Origin of the sequence: Pseudomonas sp. NPDC086566, assembly GCF_050280885.1 — a bacterium.
In the GTDB taxonomy this organism is placed as follows: domain Bacteria; phylum Pseudomonadota; class Gammaproteobacteria; order Pseudomonadales; family Pseudomonadaceae; genus Aquipseudomonas; species Aquipseudomonas vlassakiae.
Window position 1 is genome coordinate 714121 of the sequence record NZ_JBNNWD010000001.1, and the last position, 18430, is coordinate 732550.

The 18430-nt window shown below is 64.1% G+C and carries 17 protein-coding genes; 5 read left to right on the plus strand and 12 right to left on the minus strand.

Going from position 1 to position 18430, the window contains the following annotated elements:
* Nucleotides 1-42: 42 nt before the first annotated feature.
* Complete coding sequence (locus tag ACQKPS_RS03430; RefSeq protein ID WP_427602712.1) at nucleotides 43-1029, plus strand: SCO family protein; 987 nt, start codon at nucleotides 43-45, stop codon at nucleotides 1027-1029.
* On the opposite strand, the gene ACQKPS_RS03435 is transcribed toward ACQKPS_RS03430, so the two are convergent.
* The 3 genes from ACQKPS_RS03435 to ACQKPS_RS03445 form a co-directional block, all read right to left on the minus strand.
* Nucleotides 953-2335, minus strand: a complete 1383-nt coding sequence (locus tag ACQKPS_RS03435; RefSeq protein WP_427602714.1) for a hypothetical protein — start codon at nucleotides 2333-2335, stop codon at nucleotides 953-955. The two genes, ACQKPS_RS03430 and ACQKPS_RS03435, sit on opposite strands and share 77 nt — an antisense overlap.
* Before the next feature lie 106 nt (nucleotides 2336-2441).
* The gene (locus tag ACQKPS_RS03440; protein ID WP_427602715.1) at nucleotides 2442-3581 is read right to left on the minus strand and encodes a glycerate kinase; all 1140 of its coding nucleotides are present in this window, start codon (nucleotides 3579-3581) and stop codon (nucleotides 2442-2444) included.
* A gap of 112 nt (nucleotides 3582-3693) precedes the next feature.
* A complete protein-coding gene (locus tag ACQKPS_RS03445) occupies nucleotides 3694-4791 on the minus strand; it encodes a sugar diacid recognition domain-containing protein (protein WP_427602717.1) in 1098 nt (365 codons plus the stop codon).
* A gap of 163 nt (nucleotides 4792-4954) precedes the next feature.
* Between ACQKPS_RS03445 and ACQKPS_RS03450 the strand changes: the two genes are divergently transcribed.
* Nucleotides 4955-6283 (plus strand): MFS transporter, encoded by a 1329-nt coding sequence (locus tag ACQKPS_RS03450; RefSeq protein WP_427602719.1) that lies wholly within the window; start codon nucleotides 4955-4957, stop codon nucleotides 6281-6283.
* A gap of 188 nt (nucleotides 6284-6471) precedes the next feature.
* Nucleotides 6472-7992, plus strand: coding sequence for an FAD-dependent oxidoreductase (locus ACQKPS_RS03455; protein WP_427602721.1), 1521 nt, complete (start codon nucleotides 6472-6474; stop codon nucleotides 7990-7992).
* Nucleotides 7993-8259: 267 nt separating this feature from the next.
* On the opposite strand, the gene ACQKPS_RS03460 is transcribed toward ACQKPS_RS03455, so the two are convergent.
* The 9 genes from ACQKPS_RS03460 to benA all read right to left on the minus strand — a co-directional run bounded on the left by ACQKPS_RS03460 (nucleotide 8260) and on the right by benA (nucleotide 16368).
* The gene (locus ACQKPS_RS03460) at nucleotides 8260-8934 is read right to left on the minus strand and encodes a TraX family protein (RefSeq protein WP_254485404.1); all 675 of its coding nucleotides are present in this window, start codon (nucleotides 8932-8934) and stop codon (nucleotides 8260-8262) included.
* 3 nt (nucleotides 8935-8937) lie between these two features.
* Nucleotides 8938-10023 (minus strand): metal-dependent hydrolase, encoded by a 1086-nt coding sequence (locus tag ACQKPS_RS03465; RefSeq protein ID WP_427602723.1) that lies wholly within the window; start codon nucleotides 10021-10023, stop codon nucleotides 8938-8940.
* A gap of 151 nt (nucleotides 10024-10174) precedes the next feature.
* On the minus strand, nucleotides 10175-11089 hold the full coding sequence (catA, locus tag ACQKPS_RS03470) for a catechol 1,2-dioxygenase (RefSeq protein WP_427602725.1): 915 nt from the start codon (nucleotides 11087-11089) through the stop codon (nucleotides 10175-10177).
* 38 nt (nucleotides 11090-11127) lie between these two features.
* The gene (gene catC / locus ACQKPS_RS03475; RefSeq protein ID WP_254485401.1) at nucleotides 11128-11418 is read right to left on the minus strand and encodes a muconolactone Delta-isomerase; all 291 of its coding nucleotides are present in this window, start codon (nucleotides 11416-11418) and stop codon (nucleotides 11128-11130) included.
* A 58-nt stretch (nucleotides 11419-11476) separates the two neighbouring features.
* Nucleotides 11477-12598: a muconate cycloisomerase family protein gene (locus ACQKPS_RS03480; protein ID WP_427602727.1), complete on the minus strand. Its 1122-nt coding sequence runs from the start codon at nucleotides 12596-12598 to the stop codon at nucleotides 11477-11479.
* A gap of 55 nt (nucleotides 12599-12653) precedes the next feature.
* Complete coding sequence (locus ACQKPS_RS03485; RefSeq protein WP_427602729.1) at nucleotides 12654-13415, minus strand: 1,6-dihydroxycyclohexa-2,4-diene-1-carboxylate dehydrogenase; 762 nt, start codon at nucleotides 13413-13415, stop codon at nucleotides 12654-12656.
* Nucleotides 13416-13446: 31 nt separating this feature from the next.
* Nucleotides 13447-14457, minus strand: a complete 1011-nt coding sequence (gene benC, locus ACQKPS_RS03490; protein ID WP_427602731.1) for a benzoate 1,2-dioxygenase electron transfer component BenC — start codon at nucleotides 14455-14457, stop codon at nucleotides 13447-13449.
* A 70-nt stretch (nucleotides 14458-14527) separates the two neighbouring features.
* Nucleotides 14528-15013 (minus strand): benzoate 1,2-dioxygenase small subunit, encoded by a 486-nt coding sequence (benB, locus tag ACQKPS_RS03495; protein ID WP_254485397.1) that lies wholly within the window; start codon nucleotides 15011-15013, stop codon nucleotides 14528-14530.
* Nucleotides 15010-16368 (minus strand): benzoate 1,2-dioxygenase large subunit, encoded by a 1359-nt coding sequence (gene benA / locus ACQKPS_RS03500; RefSeq protein ID WP_427602733.1) that lies wholly within the window; start codon nucleotides 16366-16368, stop codon nucleotides 15010-15012. The genes benB and benA overlap by 4 nt, the downstream gene beginning before the upstream one ends.
* A 631-nt stretch (nucleotides 16369-16999) precedes the next feature.
* Here benA and ACQKPS_RS03505 point away from each other — a divergent pair.
* Nucleotides 17000-18061 carry a 3-deoxy-7-phosphoheptulonate synthase gene (locus ACQKPS_RS03505; RefSeq protein WP_254485395.1) on the plus strand — a complete coding sequence of 354 codons (1062 nt, stop codon included), beginning with the start codon at nucleotides 17000-17002 and terminating at the stop codon, nucleotides 18059-18061.
* 83 nt (nucleotides 18062-18144) lie between these two features.
* A complete protein-coding gene (locus ACQKPS_RS03510) occupies nucleotides 18145-18426 on the plus strand; it encodes a peptidylprolyl isomerase (protein WP_054884552.1) in 282 nt (93 codons plus the stop codon).
* Nucleotides 18427-18430 lie beyond the last annotated feature (4 nt).

Consider the following 18430-nt stretch of genomic DNA (forward strand, 5'->3'; position numbering starts at 1 on the left):
GCCTTGCGGCCCCGGCTGCACCACCACTGGAGGAATGACATCATGGCCCTGTCATGGCGTGTTCTGCTTGCCCTCACCCTGTTCGCTGCCGGTACTCACTACTGGCCGATCAAGCCAGCTCAATCGGCGCCCTCGGCCGAGGCTGCCACGCCGTGGGGTGCCAGCTACTTCCCCAACACTCCGCTGGTCAACCAGGACGGCAAGCAGGTGCGCTTCTTCGACGACCTGATCAAGGACAAGGTGGTGGCGATCAACTTCATCTTCACCGGCTGTTCCGACTCATGCCCCGTGGAAACCGCGCGCTTGCGCCAGGTACAGAAGATCCTCGGAGACCGCGTGGGCAAGGACATCTTCCTCTACTCCATCAGCATCGATCCCTACAACGACACCCCCGCCACCCTCAAGCGCTACGCCGAAAAGTTCGGCATCGGCCCCGGCTGGACCCTGCTCACCGGCGAGCCTGATGATATTGAACAGCTGCGTCGGCGCCTGGGCCTGTACATCGAAGGCCTGGAGAACGGCCGCTCCAAGGACCACAACCTGAGCCTGATCATCGGCAACCAGGCCACTGGCCGCTGGATGAAGGCTTCACCATTCGAAAGCCCCTACATCCTCGCCGACCGCCTGGGCAACAGCCTGCACAACTGGAAACAGGCCAGTGCCATGACCAATGACTACGCCAGCGCACCGCAGATCCGCCCACCCAGCAGTGGCGAACAGATCTTCCGCACCCGCTGCTCTTCATGTCACACCGTGGGCAACACCGAACCCGGCCAACCCGGCATCGGCCCTGATCTGCTCGGCGTGACCCAGCAACGCGACCCAAGCTGGTTGAAACGCTGGCTGAAGGAACCGGACCAGATGCTGGCCGAGCGGGAACCGCTGGCCACCCTGCTCTATGAACAGTACAACCGCCTGGCCATGCCCAACATGCGCCTGGGCGATACCGAGATCACCGCGCTGATCGCTTACCTGCAGGAAGAAACGGCGCGCATACAGGCACCCCTGGCGGATCGGGGCATTCCTTGAACGAGCTGGAGACGCTGAGCTTTACACCCCCTGGGGCAATGGTATGAGCGTCAATCAGCGCGTCCATCAGTTGACTGTTTTCCATGAGCAGGCTGGCTGCCCGGATGCAGGCGCTATTGTGGATATGCAGACTTACCGCAGACCCCGCGCCCAGGGTTGCGCAATCAACGACCTCATCAAGCAACTGCGCGTCGTGCAAACTCAGGCGCTGGCAGTCGACGTTGGCTATTTGATGCAATCGTATCGAGACGTCGCAACCTGAAAGCGTCGTAGCATCGACGATTTCATCGACCAGTTCACCCGAACGTATTGTCGCCCTGACGCCTTTGAAACAGCCGACACGGTACATGCTCACGCTGATGTCGCTTGCACTGAGGGTTTCACTGGCGTCGATCACCTCATCCATAAGCTCGCCACACGCTATCGACAAGTAGCCGGCCTGAGCGCATGCCACGCACGCCAGGGTGAGCGAGACCGTGCTGGCGTCGATCGACTGAACATCCAGCACCTCGTCAACTAACTCGCCTTCAGTGATGACGATGCTGTGCGCATGTGCATTACCCACTGCCATGAGGTTGATCCGAACGGTGCTGTTGTCGATCTGCGTTGCATCCAGCACTTCGTCGAACAGTTCGCCATCCTCGATGCGCAGGTCGCGCACCCGCACGTTGGCCACCGCTTGCGCGTGGATCTGGATTCGGCTACCGACGATGGCCTGGCAGTCCGAAATTTCGTTGATCAGCTGACCTTTGTGCACATGCACGCTGCCCGATGCGGTTGCCGTGCTGCGAGCACTGACCTGGGCGCAGCGTCTGAGCACGATATCGAGTTCCACGTTTGCCAACGGCGGGCTGCCAGCGGGCAGGTCCACCAATGAGTCGATCAGCGACCCACCAGCAATCTCAAGGCGACTCTGGTCATGGGCCAATGAAACATTGGCACAATTCTCCATCCTGACGCGCAGCGTAGCTTGCCTGCCTATAGGCCCCTTGATCAGCGTCGAGATCAAGGCCGCCGCGCTCGGCTGGGCAGACTCTGCCAATGCCAGGTACCGTTTTACAACGACATTGGCACTGTTCGACAGGTGAATATGCACAGTGGCACGATCACCGATACTTGTTAGCAACTGGGGAATCAGGCAACAACGGCGGGTACGCCAGGTGGCGTGATCCACTTCGACATTGCCGATGCCGTGGATGAATATCTGAAGGACATCACCAGCCGCCACGGCGAGGGGATGGCTGAAGTCGTAAGGCTGGGATGGCCCTTGGTTCTTGCAGACGAACATGCCTCGGGATAAAGCCATTTTTCTTGCCCCTGGGGAGGATCCGCAGAAGTTTCGGATCCTCCGTGCAAAAAACCTGGCCGCCATCCAGCCTATGCCTCAATGCCGACGGCTTTTTCCGAAGCGTTCAGCGGTTTGTGACGCAGCGCCAGACGCGGGCAATGTCACCGGCCCGCGCCTGCAACAACTGTGCGGCGTCAGCACATGCCTGTTCCAACGTCATAGGCCCGCTGGCCAGCGCGAACGCGGCGTCGATCCCGTGGGCATAGAGTTGTTGATAGCCTTCGCCCAAGGTCCCCGCCAGCACCACCACCGGCACCCCGTGACGCTTGGCCACGCGCGCCACACCCATGGGGGTCTTGCCGCGCAGGGTCTGGGCGTCGAAGCGCCCTTCCCCGGTGATCACCAGGTCGGCACCTTGCACCAGCGCGTCCAGGCCGGCCAGTTCGGCGACCACTTCCACGCCTGGACGGAAGCGTGCGCCCATGAAGGCCTTGGCGGCAAAGCCCATTCCGCCTGCCGCGCCGCAACCTGGGAAGTCGCGCACGTCTTCACCCAGCAATTGCGCACAGTGGTCGGCGAAATGGCCAAGGGCCCGATCCAGGGCCTGCACCTGCTCCGGGCTGGCGCCCTTCTGCGGGCCGAAGATCGCCGAGGCGCCATTGACGCCACACAGCGGGTTGTCGACATCGGCTGCCACTTCAACCTGCACCTGGGCCAGGCGCGGGTCCAGGCCACTGGCATCGATCCGGGCCAGCCGCCCCAAGGCCAGCCCACCCTCATCCAGCGCTTGCCCGTCGGCATCCAGCAGGCGCAGGCCCAGGGCGCGCAGCATGCCGCTGCCGCCATCGTTGGTGGCACTGCCGCCGATGGCCAGGACGATACGTTGCGCCCCGGCCGCCAGGGCGGCGGCGATCAGCTCGCCGGTGCCCCAAGTGCTGCTGCGGCAGGCGTCGCGCTGGCCATTGGGCACCAACTGGATACCGCTGGCCTGGGCCATCTCGATCACCGCGGTGCGGCTGTCCGCCAGCCAGCCCCAGCCGGCGTTGACGTGCTGCCCCAGCGGCCCGCGCACGACCAGCCGGCGCAGTTCGCCGTGGCTGGCAGCGACGATCGCCTCCATGGTGCCTTCGCCGCCATCGGCCATCGGGCATTCGACCAGTTCGGCGGCGGGCAACGCCTCGCCCAAGCCCAGGGCGATGGCATGGGCGACGCCGGCAGCGTCGAGGCTGTCCTTGAACGAGTCGGGGGCGATCACGATTTTCATAGGGATTCTCCTGTCCTGATGACGGGCATGCTGACAGCTGTCTGGCGCGCCGGCCTCGGTCGGATGCACAAAATCCCGGCGGCGTTGTTTGGGCAAATGCCTTCGTTGGCGCTCAGTCGGCCGGCAGTAGTTGCAGCCCCAGGTACAGGCTTAGCATGCCTTCCAGGCGCAGCGGGTCTACTTCGCCCAGTTCGGCGATGCGCTCCAGGCGGTAGCGGAGGCTGTTGCGGTGGATGCCCAAGGCATCGGCACAGGACTGGCTCTGGCCATCGTGCGCGCACCAGGCGCGCAGCGTGGTCAATAATTGGCCGCTGGCATCGCGGGCGCGAATGCGCTGCAATGGCTCCAGCAGTTCATCCAGCGCATCTTCGTTGCGGTGGCGCCAGAGCAAGGCCGGCAAGCGGTAGCGGCTGAGGCTCAGCAGTTGTTCTTGCGGCAGCACCTCACGCCCATAAGCCAGCAAGTCACGCACCCGTCGATAACTCCGACGCAGCTGCTCCAGGCTCTGCGCCGCGCTGCCCAACGCCAGGCGTTCGACTTCCCAGCCGTGGCGACGCAGGCGTTCGATCAGGCGCGCTTCATCCAGCACCAGCCCTGCCGGCCGGCACCACAGCAGTGACTCGCGCGAAGGGCTGACGCACCAGCTTTCCGGATAGCGGCTCATCAACCAGGCCGACAGCGTTTCGGCAGGCGGCCCGGACTGCAGCTCGAACAGGCACGGCACCCGTGGCAACTGGGGTTTCAGGCCCAGCTGCTGCGCCTCGTCCAGCAGCCGCGGCGAATCGCCACTGCCGCCGAGCAGCAGCGCCAGCAAGTCGTCGCAACGCTGGCGCCGCCACTGCTGCTCAACCTGCAGATGGCGCTGCGCCAGGAGCATTTCGGCAGTCATGCGCACCAGCTCGCCGTAAGTGCGCAGTTGCTGCGGGTCGCCGGTCAGGCCGAGCACGCCGATCAGGCGCCCGTCGAGCATCAGCGGCAGGTTGACCCCAGGCTGCACGCCCTTGAGGCACTTGGCCGCGTCAACGTCCAGCTCGACCACCCGGCCATTGGCCAACACCAGTTGCGCACCCTCGTGGCGGGTGTTGATGCGCTCCGGTTCGCCACTGCCCAGGATCAGCCCCTGGCTGTCCATGACGTTGACGTTGCACGGCAGAATGGCCATCGCCCGATCGACGATATCCTGCGCCAGGTCATGGTCCAGTTCGAACATTCAGCGATCCTTAAACGTGTCAGCTTTTGTACGGCAGCACAGCGCCATGCACGATACGCTGTGCAAACGCACAAAGACAGGCGCGTCGCACTCCCCGAGACTCGTCAGGGCGAGCGCCGGCACAGGCGACGCGGCGACAACCATAACAACAGAGACCACGATCATGGCACACAGCCCTGCCCCTGACCAAGGCACCGACATCACCCGCAACGCGCTGTACCGGCGCATTACCTTGCGGCTGATTCCGTTCATTTTCATCTGCTACCTGTTCAACTACCTGGACCGCGTCAACGTCGGCTTCGCCAAGCTGCAGATGCTCGACGCTTTGAAGTTCAGCGAAACCGTGTACGGCCTTGGCGCCGGCATCTTCTTCATCGGCTACGTCCTTTGCGGCCTGCCGAGCAACCTGGCGCTCAACCGCTTCGGCCCACGGCGCTGGATTGCCGCGATGATGATCGCCTGGGGCAGCCTGTCGACCTGCCTGCTGTTCGTCACCACCCCGACCGAGTTCTACACCCTGCGCCTGCTGACCGGCGCCGCCGAAGCGGGCTTCTTCCCCGGCGTGGTGCTGTACCTCTCGCGCTGGTTCCCGGCTGACCGTCGTGGCCGCATCATGGCCCTGTTCATGTCGGCGATCCCGGTGTCGGGCCTGCTCGGCGGGCCGTTCTCGGGCTGGATCCTCGACCATTTCGCCGCCGGCCAGCATGGCCTGGCCGGCTGGCAGTGGATGTTCCTGATCCAGGGTGTGCCTACCGTGCTCCTCGGCGTGCTGGCCATCAAGCTGCTCAGCGACGGCTATCAGAAAGCCGCCTGGCTGAGCACCGCCGAGCGCCAGCTGATCGCCGCCGACCTTGAGGCCGACGCCGCCAGCAAGCCAACCACCCGTGGCGACAGCGTGATGGCCGTGCTGACCAACCCGCTGATCTGGACCTTCGGCTTCGTCTACTTCTGCATCCAGAGCGGCGTCTACGCGATCAACTTCTGGCTGCCGTCGATCATCAAGAACATGGGCTTCGACAACCCGCTGCTGATCGGCTGGCTGAGCGCCATTCCGTACCTGCTGGCCGGCGTGTTCATGATCCTCTGCGGGCGCTCGGCTGACCTGCGCAACGAGCGCCGCTGGCATCTTGTGGTACCGATGCTGATGGGCGCCGTCGGCCTGCTGATCGCGGTCAACTTCGCCGGCAACCCGACCCTTGCCATCCTCGGCCTGTCGATCGCCACCATGGGCGCCCTCACCGGCTTGCCGATGTTCTGGCCGATGCCGACCGCACTGCTCAGCGCCAGTGCCGCAGTGGCGGGCCTGGCGATCATCAACTCGGTGGGCCAGATGGCCGGGTTCCTCAGCCCGTATCTGGTCGGTTTCATCAAGGACCAGACCGGTTCGACCGATGCGGCACTGTATTCGCTGGCCGCGTTGATCGTGGTGGGTAGCCTGGTGGCCCTGCGGGTTACCCGGGCTGGTGCACTCAATACTGCACAGGCCAATTAAGGCATACGCCGCGGTTCGACTCGCCCGCCCCCACGGGCATCATGCAGGCCTCAAAGGCTATGCAGTACCTGTGGGAGCGGGTTCACCCGCGAAGAGGCCGGCACAATCCCCCACCGATCGTCAGCTCAACGCATCCCCCTCCCCCCTCAGGCGTCAAATGTCTCCAAAGGCCCCTTTGGAGAAGCCCCATGACCCAGCACGCCGTGGCCCGCCTCGAACAGCTCGATCCCAAACGCCCCTTGCGCGTCCAGGCAGGCAACGAAGAAATGATCCTGGTCCGCCAGGGCGATCAGGTCCATGCCTACCAGGGCAACTGCCCGCACGCAGGCGCGCCATTGGAAGAAGGCGTGGTCTGTGGCGGCCTGCTGATCTGCCCCTGGCACAAGGCGGCGTTTGCCGTCGACGAAGGTGCAGTCTGTGAACCTCCGGCCTTGACCGACCTGCGCCGCTACCGGGCGTGGGTCAAGGACGGTGAAGTGTGGGTCGATGACCAGCCGCTGCCAAAGCACGAGCCGCCGCGTCACAGCGATGCCCGCACCTTCGTGGTAATCGGTGCCGGTGCCGCCGGCTCGGCGGCCGTTGCCACACTGCTCGACCACGGCTTTGGCGGGCACCTGATCTGGCTCGACCAGGAGCGCCAACCCGCCTACGACCGTACCGCCTTGAGCAAATTCGTCATCGCCGGCGAGATGGCGCCGGACGAGGTGTCAGCCTTGATCGAGCCCGGCCAGCTGCGCAGAGGCCATCTCGATCGGCGTTTCGGCAAAGTCCGGGCTCTGGATGCGAAAAAGCGCCAGATCACCCTCGCCGACGGCCAGCACATCGATTACGACGCGGCGCTGCTGGCCACTGGCGGCAAACCAGTGCGTCCGCAGCTGCCAGGGGTCGACCTGCCCGGGATCATGACCTTGCGCTCGCGCGAGGATGCCGCACGCCTGCTCGATGCCGCCGAACCCGGGCAGCCGGTGGTCATTGTCGGAGACAGCTTCATTGGCCTGGAAGCCGCCTCGGCACTGCGAAAGTACGGCGCGCAGGTGCATGTGGTCAGCCGTCACGAAGTCCCGCTGGCCAAGCAGTTCGGTGAGCGTATCGGCCGTTGTATACGTGAGCTGCATGAACGCAAGGGCGTGGTCTTTCATGGCCCGACCGAGGTCGAACGGTTCCTTGGCGAAGACAAGGTCGAGGCCGTGCAGCTGGCCAATGGCGAAAAGCTGGTCACACCGCTGGTGCTGCTCGGCACCGGTGTGCGGCCCGCCACTGCCTTCGTGCAAGGCGTGCCGTTGGCCAAGGACCAGTCGCTGGCTGTCGATGCCGGATTGCATGCCGCCGAGGGGCTATGGGCTGCTGGCGACATCGCCACCTTCCCTCATGCGGGGCGGCCGGTGCGCATCGAGCACTGGCGGCTGGCCCAGCAGCATGGAGTGATCGCCGCAGCCAACATGTTAGGTGAACAGCGCCGCTACAACGATGTGCCGTTTTTCTGGACCTACCAGCACGGGCGCACCTACGAGGTGCTGGGGCATGCCCGGGACTGGGACCGTATCGAGTTCGTTGGGGAGCCGGAGAAAGGCGACTTCATTGCCTTGCAGTGTGTCGGGGAACAGGTCGAGGCAGTGATTGCCAAGGGCTATTCGGATGCCATGGCGACGCTGTCACAACGGATGAAGCGATCCTTGAGCCTGGAGGAGGCACTTCAGCTGATTGGCTGATTCAAGGTGCCAGCAACCTCTCAAAGCCCCTCAAGCGCTGACTCGTCGCGTCCAAGGTTGGTATGGACCCCGCCGATGCAGGCCTGTTACTGAAGAAGGGAGCTTGAAGGCTCCCCCTTCCCCAGCAGCCTGATCAATGCACGGGGGGTCGACTTCAATCTGCACATTGAAAGCGTAAAGTCGGCCTTGTTCATCAATGCCTACTTCGTAGGAAACAGCTTGGCCCTCACGAAACTGTTTGCCGGGCTCATGGGCAATTTGCAAGGCTTAAACAAGCACTTTGATGAGCAACAAGTGCACAGGGTAGAACCAATAGCCCCAACGTCGCACCGCTGGCACCGGCCAATGCTCGACCCGCAGTAGCAGGCAGCCGATGGGAATGGCCAGTGCCGCAGCGGCCATGGTGAGCAAGGTTACCGAGGCCCCGAGATGCCCGCGCAGCCAACTGTTGGTCAGGTTGCCTGCCACGGCGAGCAGGCACGGCAACAGCCAGGTCAGCCCACCCTGGCAACGCGCCAACAGCCAGCCTGCCGGTAGCAACACGCCCGGCAGGCCGTACATCAAACGTTCGCTGCACAGTGCAGCGAACAGAAGCGCAGCAAGCCCGGCCAGCCGAACCCAAAGCTGCTGATGCTGTACACCCCATGCGACCACCAGACCCAGGGCCAGCGTGGGAATGATGCTGAAGGTCTGCGAGTCAGGATCCAGCCAGCGATAGGGCGCTTCGGACAACACGGCAAAAGCGAGCATCCACCCGAGGTAGCGCAGGTTGATCTTGCCAGCGCGGGCCACGTTGACCGCCATGGCCAGGCAGAACAAGGGAAACGCGAACCGGCCGACGATGAACAGGCCTTGCGCTGCGGGCCAGATGAACCGCACATGGTCGGCGACCATGGTCACGATCGCCACCCACTTGACCAGGTCCAGCCCCGCCGAGCGCACGCCCTAGCGCCCAGGTTCGCTGGCGTGCCCGGGGTACTTGCTGGTCCAGGCTGCCAGTGGCAACGGTGGTTGCTGGTCGAGGATGCGCCGCCAGATCAGTACCAGGTCAGCACTGCTGAACATCGAGCCCGCGCCGGAGCTTCTCCAGATGCTCGGGCGGTCGACGATCCAATTGCCCTGGCTGTCGCGATGGGCCATGTTGAAGCGGAAGGTGTAATTGCCCGGGATGCCCATGCGCAGGTCAGTGACCACCAGCGCGCTACCGATCACGTCATAGCGCAGCCAGTCGTCGGTGAACCAGCGCAAGCGCTGGAGCAACGCAGAACCGCCCAACGCCTTCGCCGCGTCCAGGTTCAACGGCAAGCGTTGCATTTCCGGCGCTTCGCGGTCAAATACGCTGCTGATGCCTTCGTAATAGTGGCCATCCGGGGTCTTCGCCAGTACCCGCCAGACCAGGCTGTTGAAGGCCATCGGCACTGCGCGCACTTCGCTCACCCCGATGCCCTGTGCGTCGAGCGCGGTTTGCATTCGCTGCTCGGCTGCCATGCGCCCGGTCAGGCCGAAACCCAGGTAGGCTGTGCTGAACAGCAATGCCAGGCTCAAAAACGCTATCGCCCTGCCCTGCAGCCCCTTGAAAGCTGCATAGGCCACCGCCGCCAACAGCGGCACGGTATACACCGGGTCGATGATGAACACTGCCGCCCAGCTCAGCGGGGTGAAGTGCAACGGCCAGAACAGCTGGGTGCCGTAGACCGTGAAGGCGTCAAGGATGGGGTGGGTCACCAGTACCAGCCAGAACGCCAGGAACAGCCGGGGCAAGGTGTAGCCCTTGTCGGGCCAGCGCGTTCGGCCAAGCCGGTTGACCAGCCAGGCCAGCAGCAAGGCCAACCCGATAAGGACGAAAATCGAATGGGAGAAACCGCGGTGGTAGGTCATCTGTGACACCGGGTCGGCGTAGCGGATCACCACGTCGAGGTCCGGCACGGTGCCCAGCACGGCGCCATAGATGAGCGAGCGCCGGCCCTGGATGCGGCCGAGTACCGTGCCTTGCAGCGCAGCACCGAGCACGGCTTGGGTGATCGAGTCCAAAGGTCAGCTCCCTCAATGAACAATGGTGGAAACCTAACCCTGTAAACCCGACGCGTGCAAATGCCGGAGTGTGACAACAGGTAGCAGAAGCCTGCATGGCCCGCTTCGCGGGTGGGAGCAGGCGTACCCACAAAAAAAGCGTCGCGCTATCTCAGGCCTCCTGCAACGCCCGCGGCCGCCCGCTACGCTGTTCATCGGTATTGGCCTGGGCCTTCTGCAACTGGAAGTCGAACTTCAGCTCGGCATAACGGCCCTCGACCCCTTCATGGAACACTACCTCGCCCACCAGCCCGTCACGGGTTGCGTAGGCGAAGTCGTCCCACAGGTACTTGTCGCCGGCCAGGTTGATCTGCGTGGTCAGGTGGCGGTGCCCCGCTGCCGAGACAAAGAAATGCAAATGGGCCGGGCGCTGGCCGTGGCGGCCGAGCAGGTCCAGGCATTCCTGGGTCGGGCCCTGCGGGTCGCAGCCATAACCCGACGGCACGATGGAGCGCGCGCGATAACGGCCTTCGGCATCGGTGACGATGCGTCGGCGCAGGTTGTACTCGGACTGGCTCTGGTCGAAGAACGAATAGGTGCCACGGGTATTGGCATGCCACAGGTCAACAATGGCCCCGGCCAGCGGCTGGCCTTGCGGGTCAAGCACCCGGCCCTCGAGCAGCATGACCGTGGCCACGCCGTCTTCGCTGCCATCGTCCATGCGCACTTCACCCTGGGCAAGCGGTGCGCCGGCCACGTACAGCGGGCCTTCGATGGTGCGCGGCGTGCCGCCGGTCAAGCCGGCTGCGGCATCCTTGGCATCCTGCAGCAGGTCGATGAAGTGCTCGATGCCCAGGCCCGCCACCAGCAGCCCGGCCTCACCGCGCCCACCAAGGCGGTTGAGGTAGTCGACGGCATGCCAGAACTCGTCCTCGGTGATTTCCAGGTCTTCGATCAGGCGTGCAGTGTCATGCAGCACACGCTGGATGATGCGCTTGAGGCGCGGGCTGCCTTGGTCATTACCGAAGCCGGCGGCTTCTTCGAAGAACTGCTGGATATCGGCAGTCTGGGAAATCTTCACGGTCATGATGGTTACCTCATCTTGTTCTTGTGCAAAGGGTTGAATCAGCGGTCGTCGCTGTGGATCGACGACGGGTGGCGGCACAGGCCGTCGACCTCGATGTCCATGTACGGGAACAGCGGCAACTGCATCAGCGTGTCGTGCAACGCCTCGACGCTGGGCAGGTCGAACACGCTGTAGTTGGCGTAGTGCCCGGCGATGCGCCACAAGTGGCGCCAGGTGCCTTCATGCTGCAGGCGCTGGGCCAGTTCCTTCTCGTCGGCCTTGAGCTGCGCGGCCTTGGCCGGGTCCATGTCGACCGGCAGCTTCACGGTCATCTTCACGTGGAACAGCATGTTGTTTTCTCCTATTTCCAAAAGCTTGCACGCTCCCACAGGGGTTTTGTGTGTTCTTTCAGAGGCGGGCAAATCGTGCCAGCCGGTGTTCGTCGAGGGTCAGGCCCAGGCCCGGAGCGCGTGGCACGTGCAGCTGGAAGTCGTGGTACTGCGGCGGCTCGTTGACGATCTCTTCGGTCAGCAGCAGCGGCCCGAAAAGCTCAGTGCCCCAGGTCAGCTGGCGCAGGGTGAGAAAGGCATGGGCCGAGGCCAGGGTGCCGATCGAGCCTTCGAGCATGGTCCCGCCGTACAGGGCGATACCGGCCGCTTCAGCGATCTGCGCGGTGCGCAGCACGGCGCGTGGGCCGCCGTTCTTGGCGATCTTCAGAGCGAAGATGCTGGCCGCACCGTCGGCGGCCAGGCTGAAGGCATCCTCGACGCTTTCGATGGATTCGTCGGCCATGATCGGCGCCGGGCTGCGCTGGTTCAGGCGCACCTGGCCACTGCGGTTGATGCGCGAAATCGGCTGTTCGATCAGGTCGATGCCGTTGTCGCCGAGCAGCTGGCAGGCGCGGATGGATTGCGACTCGTCCCAGTACTGGTTGACATCGACCCGCACGCTGGCGCGCTCGCCGAGTTCGCGCTTGATCGCGACCACGTGCTTCAAGTCCTGCTCCAGCGGGTTGGCGCCGATCTTCAGCTTGAATACCCGGTGCCGGCGAATCTCCAGCATGTGCTCGGCCTCGCCGATGTCGCGGGCGGTGTCGCCGCTGGCCAAGGTCCAGGCCACTTCCAGGCTGTCGCGCACCCGGCCGCCGAGCAGCTCGCTGACCGGCAGGCCTAGGCGCTTGCCCTGGGCGTCGAGCAAGGCGCTTTCGATGCCGGACTTGGCGAAGGTGTTGCCCTTGGCCAGCTTGTCCAACTTGAGCATGGCGGCGTTGATGTTGTCCGCCGGCAGGCCGATCAGCGCAGGCGCCAGGTGCGCGTCGATGTTGGCCTTGATGCCCTCGGGGCTTTCATAGCCGTAGGCCAGGCCGCCGATCGTGGTGGCCTCGCCGATGCCTTCGACGCCGTCGCTGCAGCGCAGGCGCAGGACCACCAAGGTCTGCTGCTGCATCGTGTGCATGGCCAGTTTGTGCGGGCGGATGGTCGGCAGGTCGACGATGATTGCGTCCATCCGTTCGATGGTCGGGCTTGTCATGCAAAGCTCCAGTTCAGTGAGTGAAGAGTCGGGCCGTCGCCCTCGGGCCCAGGCATCAGCCCAGATCACCGCCCCCGACTGGCAGGGTCACGCCGGTGATGTAGGAGGCCTCGTCGGAGGCCAGGAAGAGGATCGCTCCGACCTGTTCGTCGATGCTGCCGTAGCGGTGCATCAGGCTGCTGTCGAGGGTCTGGGCGACGATCTGCTGGTACCAGGCCTTTTCCTGCTCGCTCTGCTCACAGGCGTTACGCGGCACCCGGCGCGGCGGTGCCTCGGTGCCGCCAGGCGCAGTAGCGTTGACACGAATGCCACGGCCCGCGGTTTCGAAGGCCAGGCAGGCAGTGAGTGCATTGACCCCGCCTTTGGCCGCACCGTACGGCACGCGGTTGATCCCGCGGGTGGCGATCGACGAGACGTTGACAATGGCCCCGCTGCCACGTTCGAGCATGTACGGCAGGGCCGCATGGCAGCACCACAGGGTCGGGAACAGCGAGCGACGCACTTCGGCCTCGATCTGCTCCACTTCGTAATGCTCGAAGGGCTTGGCCCAGATCGTGCCGCCGACGTTGTTGACCAGGATGTCGAGGCGCCCGAAGGTTTCCACCGCAGTGGCCATGACCCGGGCGCAATCGGCATGCAGTTCGAGGTCGGCGGTGAGGGTCAGTACGCCCTCCCCGGCCAGTTCGTGGACCAGCTCGGAACGGTCCACCGCCACCACCTGCGCGCCTTCGGCCTTGAGCTGCCAGCACACGCCGCGGCCAATGCCCTGGGCGGCGCCGGTGACCAATGCGACCTTGCCTTGGAATCTTGGGTTCATGCATTTTTCTCCAGTGTTCCACAGGGGTAACTCAGGCAGCCGCGGCAAACTTCTCGTAGTAGAAGTTCGCCGGGGTGATGCCCTGCTCGCGGAGGTACTGGCTCACCGCCTCGACCATCGGCGGCGGCCCGCACAGGTACACATCGACGTCGCCGTCATTGAGGTGCTGGGGTGCGATGTGCTGTGTCACGTAGCCCTTCTGCGGGTACTGGCTATCGGGGTTGGCGACGCAGGCGCTGAAGGTGAAGTTGGGGATGCACGCCGCCAGGTCCTGCAAGCGGTCCAGCTCGACCAGGTCGAAGTCGTTGCTGACCCCGTAGATCAGGTGCACCGGGTGCTCGCTACCCTGCTCGGCGATCTTCTCCAGCATCGCCGTGAACGGTGCCAGGCCTGTGCCACCGGCCAGCAGCAACAGCGGGCGCTGGATCGGTCGCAGGTAGAAGCTGCCCATTGGGCCAGCCAGGCTCATGCGGTCGCCGGCCTTGGCCAGGCTGGTGAGGAAGCTGCTCATCAGGCCGCCCGGCACGTTGCGGATCAGGAAGCTGACCTCGCCGTCCTTCTGCAGCGAGCTGAAGGAATAGGCGCGGCTCTGGTCGCTGCCCGGCACCTTGAGGTTGACGTATTGCCCCGGCAGGAACGCCAGGCGGCTCAGCGCCTCGCCCTTGATCGACAAGGCGATGGTGCTGGCCGACAGTTGGCGCACATTGCTGATGGCGGCCTCGAAGCTGGCCTGCTCGGTCTTGCACAGCTGCGACGACGCCGGAATGCGTACCACGCAGTCACTTTCGGCGCGCATCTGGCAGGTCAGCACGTAGCCTTCGGCGATTTCGTCCTCGCTCAAGGCGTCTTCGATGAAGTTGTCGCCCAGGTCGTAACGCCCGGACTCCGCCTTGCACTTGCAGGTACCGCAGGCGCCGTCGCGGCAGTCCAGCGGGATGTTGATGCCCTGGCGGTAGGCGGCATCGGCCACGGTTTCATGGCCGCTGGCCTCGATGAAGCGGGTGACCCCGTCTTCGAAATTAAGCGCGATCTGAAAGCCCATGTTGCACCTCGCGGGCGAACCTGGCCGCAGCGCGCCAAAAGGCACACCGGGCGGCTCGCGTTAGCTCGAATCAGATGTGGTAGATGTCGATGACCTGACGCACGTAGTCGTTTTTCAGCACCACTTTCTTGGCCTTGATCAGCGGCTGCTCGCCGCGCAGGTCGAGGGTGTAGAAACTGGTGCCGAAGTAGCTGTCGGTGGTCTTGTAGCGGAAGCTCAGGGTGTGCCAGTTGAAGCGCACCTGGCAGCTGCCTTCGCCCCGTTCGACGATCTCTATGTTGCTGATGTTGTGCGAAGTACGGGTGTCTGGCACGGTCGCACTGGAGCGCTCGGTCTTGATGCGGAACACACGGTCTTCGAGGCCGCCACGGTTGCCGTACCAGATCAGCGAGATTTCGCTCTGTGGGTCTTCGGTGAGGGTGTCGTCATCGTCCCAGGACGGCATCCAGAAGGTCGCATCGCAGGCATACAACTCCAGCCACTGGTCCCACTGGGCATCGTCCAGGTAGCGCGCTTCGCGGTAGAGGAAGTCGCGCACGGTGTCATGCAGGCTCATTGCACGGCCTCCACCGGGATCAGCCGGGTTTCCTCTTCCAGGGCTTTGATCATGGTGTCCTGCCAGTACTTGTGCTGCAGCACGAACAGGCCCTCGTCCTCGGTGCGCACGCCCGACAGCAGCGGCTTGAGTTCGATTTCCCTAGCTGCCTCATCGGCACCTTCGACCCAGTGTTGCGCGCCACGAGACATGTCGTTCCAGCCGGTGCCGCCGCCGTAGCCGGTCTGGCAGGAGCGGAACTCTTCCAGGTCGTCCGGGGTGGCCATGCCACTGACGTTGAAGAAGTCTTCGTACTGGCGGATGCGCTTGGCCCGGGCATCGGTGCTCTCGCCCTTCGGCGCGATGCAGTAGATGGTGATTTCGGTCTTGTTCACCGAAATCGGCCGGGCGATGCGGATCTGCGAACTGAACTGGTCCATCAGGTACACGTTCGGGTACAGGCACAGGTTGCGCGAGTTTTCGATCATCCAGTCGGCACGGGCCTGGCCAAAGTCGGCGGCCAGCTGGCCGCGGCGTTCGAAGGCCGGGCGGTCTTCGGGGTTGGCCCAGCGGGTCCACAGCAACAGGTGGCCGTGATCGAAGGAATAGAAACCACCGCCCTGCTTGGCCCAGGCGCCGGCGCTCATGGTCTTGATCGCGTCACCCGCTTCACGCTGCTTGCGCTGGTTCTGGGTGGCGGCGTAGTTCCAGTGCACGGAGCTGACGTGGTAGCCGTCGGCTCCGTTCTCGGCAGTGAGCTTCCAGTTGCCCTCGTAGATGTACGAGCTGGCGCCGCGCAGCACTTCCAGGCCCTGCGGGGACTGGTCGACGATCATGTCGATGATCCTGGCGGACTCGCCCAGGTGCTCGACCAGCGGCTTGACGTCAGCCTTCAGGCTGCCGAACAGGAAGCCACGGTACGACTCGAAGCGGGCCACCCTGGTCAGGTCGTGGGAGCCGTCGCAGTTGAAACTGGCAGGGTAGCCGGCGTTGCTCGGGTCCTTGACCTTGAGCAGCTTGCCGCTGTTGTTGAAGGTCCAGCCGTGGAACGGGCAGGTGTAGCTGGCCCGGTTGCCGCGCTTGTGCCGGCACAGCATGGCGCCGCGGTGGCTGCAGGCGTTGAGGAAGGCATTGAGTTCCCCGTCCTTGTTGCGCGCAATGAAGATCGGCTGGCGCCCCATGGTCAGGGTGAGGAAGTCGTTGTTCTCGGGGATCTGGCTTTCATGGGCCAGGTAGATCCAGTTGCCCTCGAAGATGTGCTTCATCTCCAGGTCGAACAGGCGCGGGTCGGTAAACATCTCGCGCTTGCAGCGATAAACGCCTGTTTCGCGATCGTCCTCGAGCATGGCATTGAGGTAGTCGAATCCCAGGGACATGGCCGGGGTCTCCATTGTTATTGTTCAGACCGGGTCAGGTTAGGGTGGGGCCTGGGTTGGCACTATCCATCGTCTGCAGAGTGCTATCCGTTTTCTGCAATTATCGACGCGATAGCATTTATCCATTGAACAGCGCGCACCGCCTGAAGTAAGCTCGGGCTCATTCGCTGGAGAGCAACATGCCAAAACACACCCGCAACCACGCCAACCACACCGGTCGCAACCTGCGCCCTGTGCTGGCCGTTGCCGGCTGCCAGGCTGCTGCCAGCTATTACTTTGGGTATTGGTTTAGCCACTAGGCGCCGATACCCAGCCGGCGCCCACCTTCGAGGGGCCGCCGAACATGAGAATACTCAAACCCCCGGTCGGCTTCCCGACCGGGGGTTTTGCTTTTAAGGCCATTGCACTTTTACCGATTCGAACCGAGGACAGATTCATGAACTACGCCACTTACTACTACGCAAGCACCTATGCCTGGCGATTTAGCCAATCCCGTTCGGGCCAGCCTGCCGCCTCCGATCGGTCCATCACCGGTGGCAATGCTGCAGACAACCAATCAACGAATAGTCGAACACCTCGATAGGGCCGACCGCGCGGGCCAGACCCGCCGTCCGCCCAGGGAACATACGCCATGCAAGCCTCGAACCTCGCTCTGCCCCTGACCCAGCCGCACGCTGCCAACACCACCGTCAGCCAGCGCCTGCCCAGCCCGCACCTGCTCAAGCAGCAGATGCCGCTGTCCAGCGAACTCGCCCAGCAAGTCCACCGCCACCGCCAGGCCATCCGCGCCATCCTCGAAGGCCACGATGAGCGCCTGCTGGTGATCGTCGGCCCGTGCTCAATCCACGACCCCCGCTCGGCGCTGGAATACGCCGACCGCCTGGCGGCCCTCAGCCGCGAAGTCGATGACAAGCTTCTGCTGGTAATGCGCGCCTACGTGGAAAAGCCACGCACCACGGTCGGCTGGAAAGGCCTGGCCTACGACCCGCATCTCGATGGCAGCGATGACATGCATGCCGGCATCGCCCTGTCCCGTGGCTTGATGCTGAGCATGATCGAACGCGGCCTGCCGATCGCCACCGAGTTGCTGCAACCGATGGCGGCCGGCTACTTCGATGACCTGCTGGGCTGGGCGGCGATTGGGGCGCGCACCACCGAATCGCAGATTCACCGGGAAATGGTCAGCGGCCTGGAGCTGCCGGTCGGGTTCAAGAACGGCACCGACGGCGGTGTCGGCATCGCTTGTGACGCCATGCGCAGCGCCGCGGCCCCGCACCGCCACTTCGGCATGGACGCGCAGGGCTACCCGGCGATCATCGAGACCTTGGGCAACCCGGACACCCACCTAGTGCTGCGCGGCGGCCACAAGGGCCCGAACTACGATTCCAACAGCATCGCCCAGGCTCGCCAGGGCTTGGCCAAGGCAGGCCTGGACGCACGCATCATGGTCGACTGCAGCCATGCCAACAGCGGCAAGGACCCTGCCCGCCAGCCCGCCGTGTTCGAGGACGTGCTGGCCCAGCGCCTGGCCGGTGACCGCTCGATTGTCGGCGTGATGCTCGAAGGCCACCTGTTCGACGGCTGCCAGGCACTGGGCAAGGGCGCACTCAAATACGGCGTGTCGATCACCGATGGCTGCCTGGGCTGGAGCGCGACCGAAACCCTGCTGCGCGAGGCCGCAGCCCGTATGTGAAGCAGCTACAGCAAGCCTGGCGAGACATGACCTGAGCAAGTGCGCTAGGCTTGCCGTTTTGACCCCTCCAAGGAGCAGTAACCATGGCACGCGCCACCGCCCGCCACATCCTCGTTGCCACCGAAGACAAGTGCAACGAACTGAAAGCCCAGATCGAAGCCGGTGCCGACTTCGCTGAAATCGCCAAGGCCAACTCCACCTGCCCGTCCAGCCGCCAGGGCGGTGACCTGGGTTCGTTCGGCCCAGGCCAGATGGTCAAGGAATTCGACACCGTGGTGTTCAGCGCCCCGGTCAACACCGTACAAGGTCCGGTCAAGACCCAGTTCGGCTACCACCTGCTGGAAGTGACCAGCCGCCAGGACTGATCTG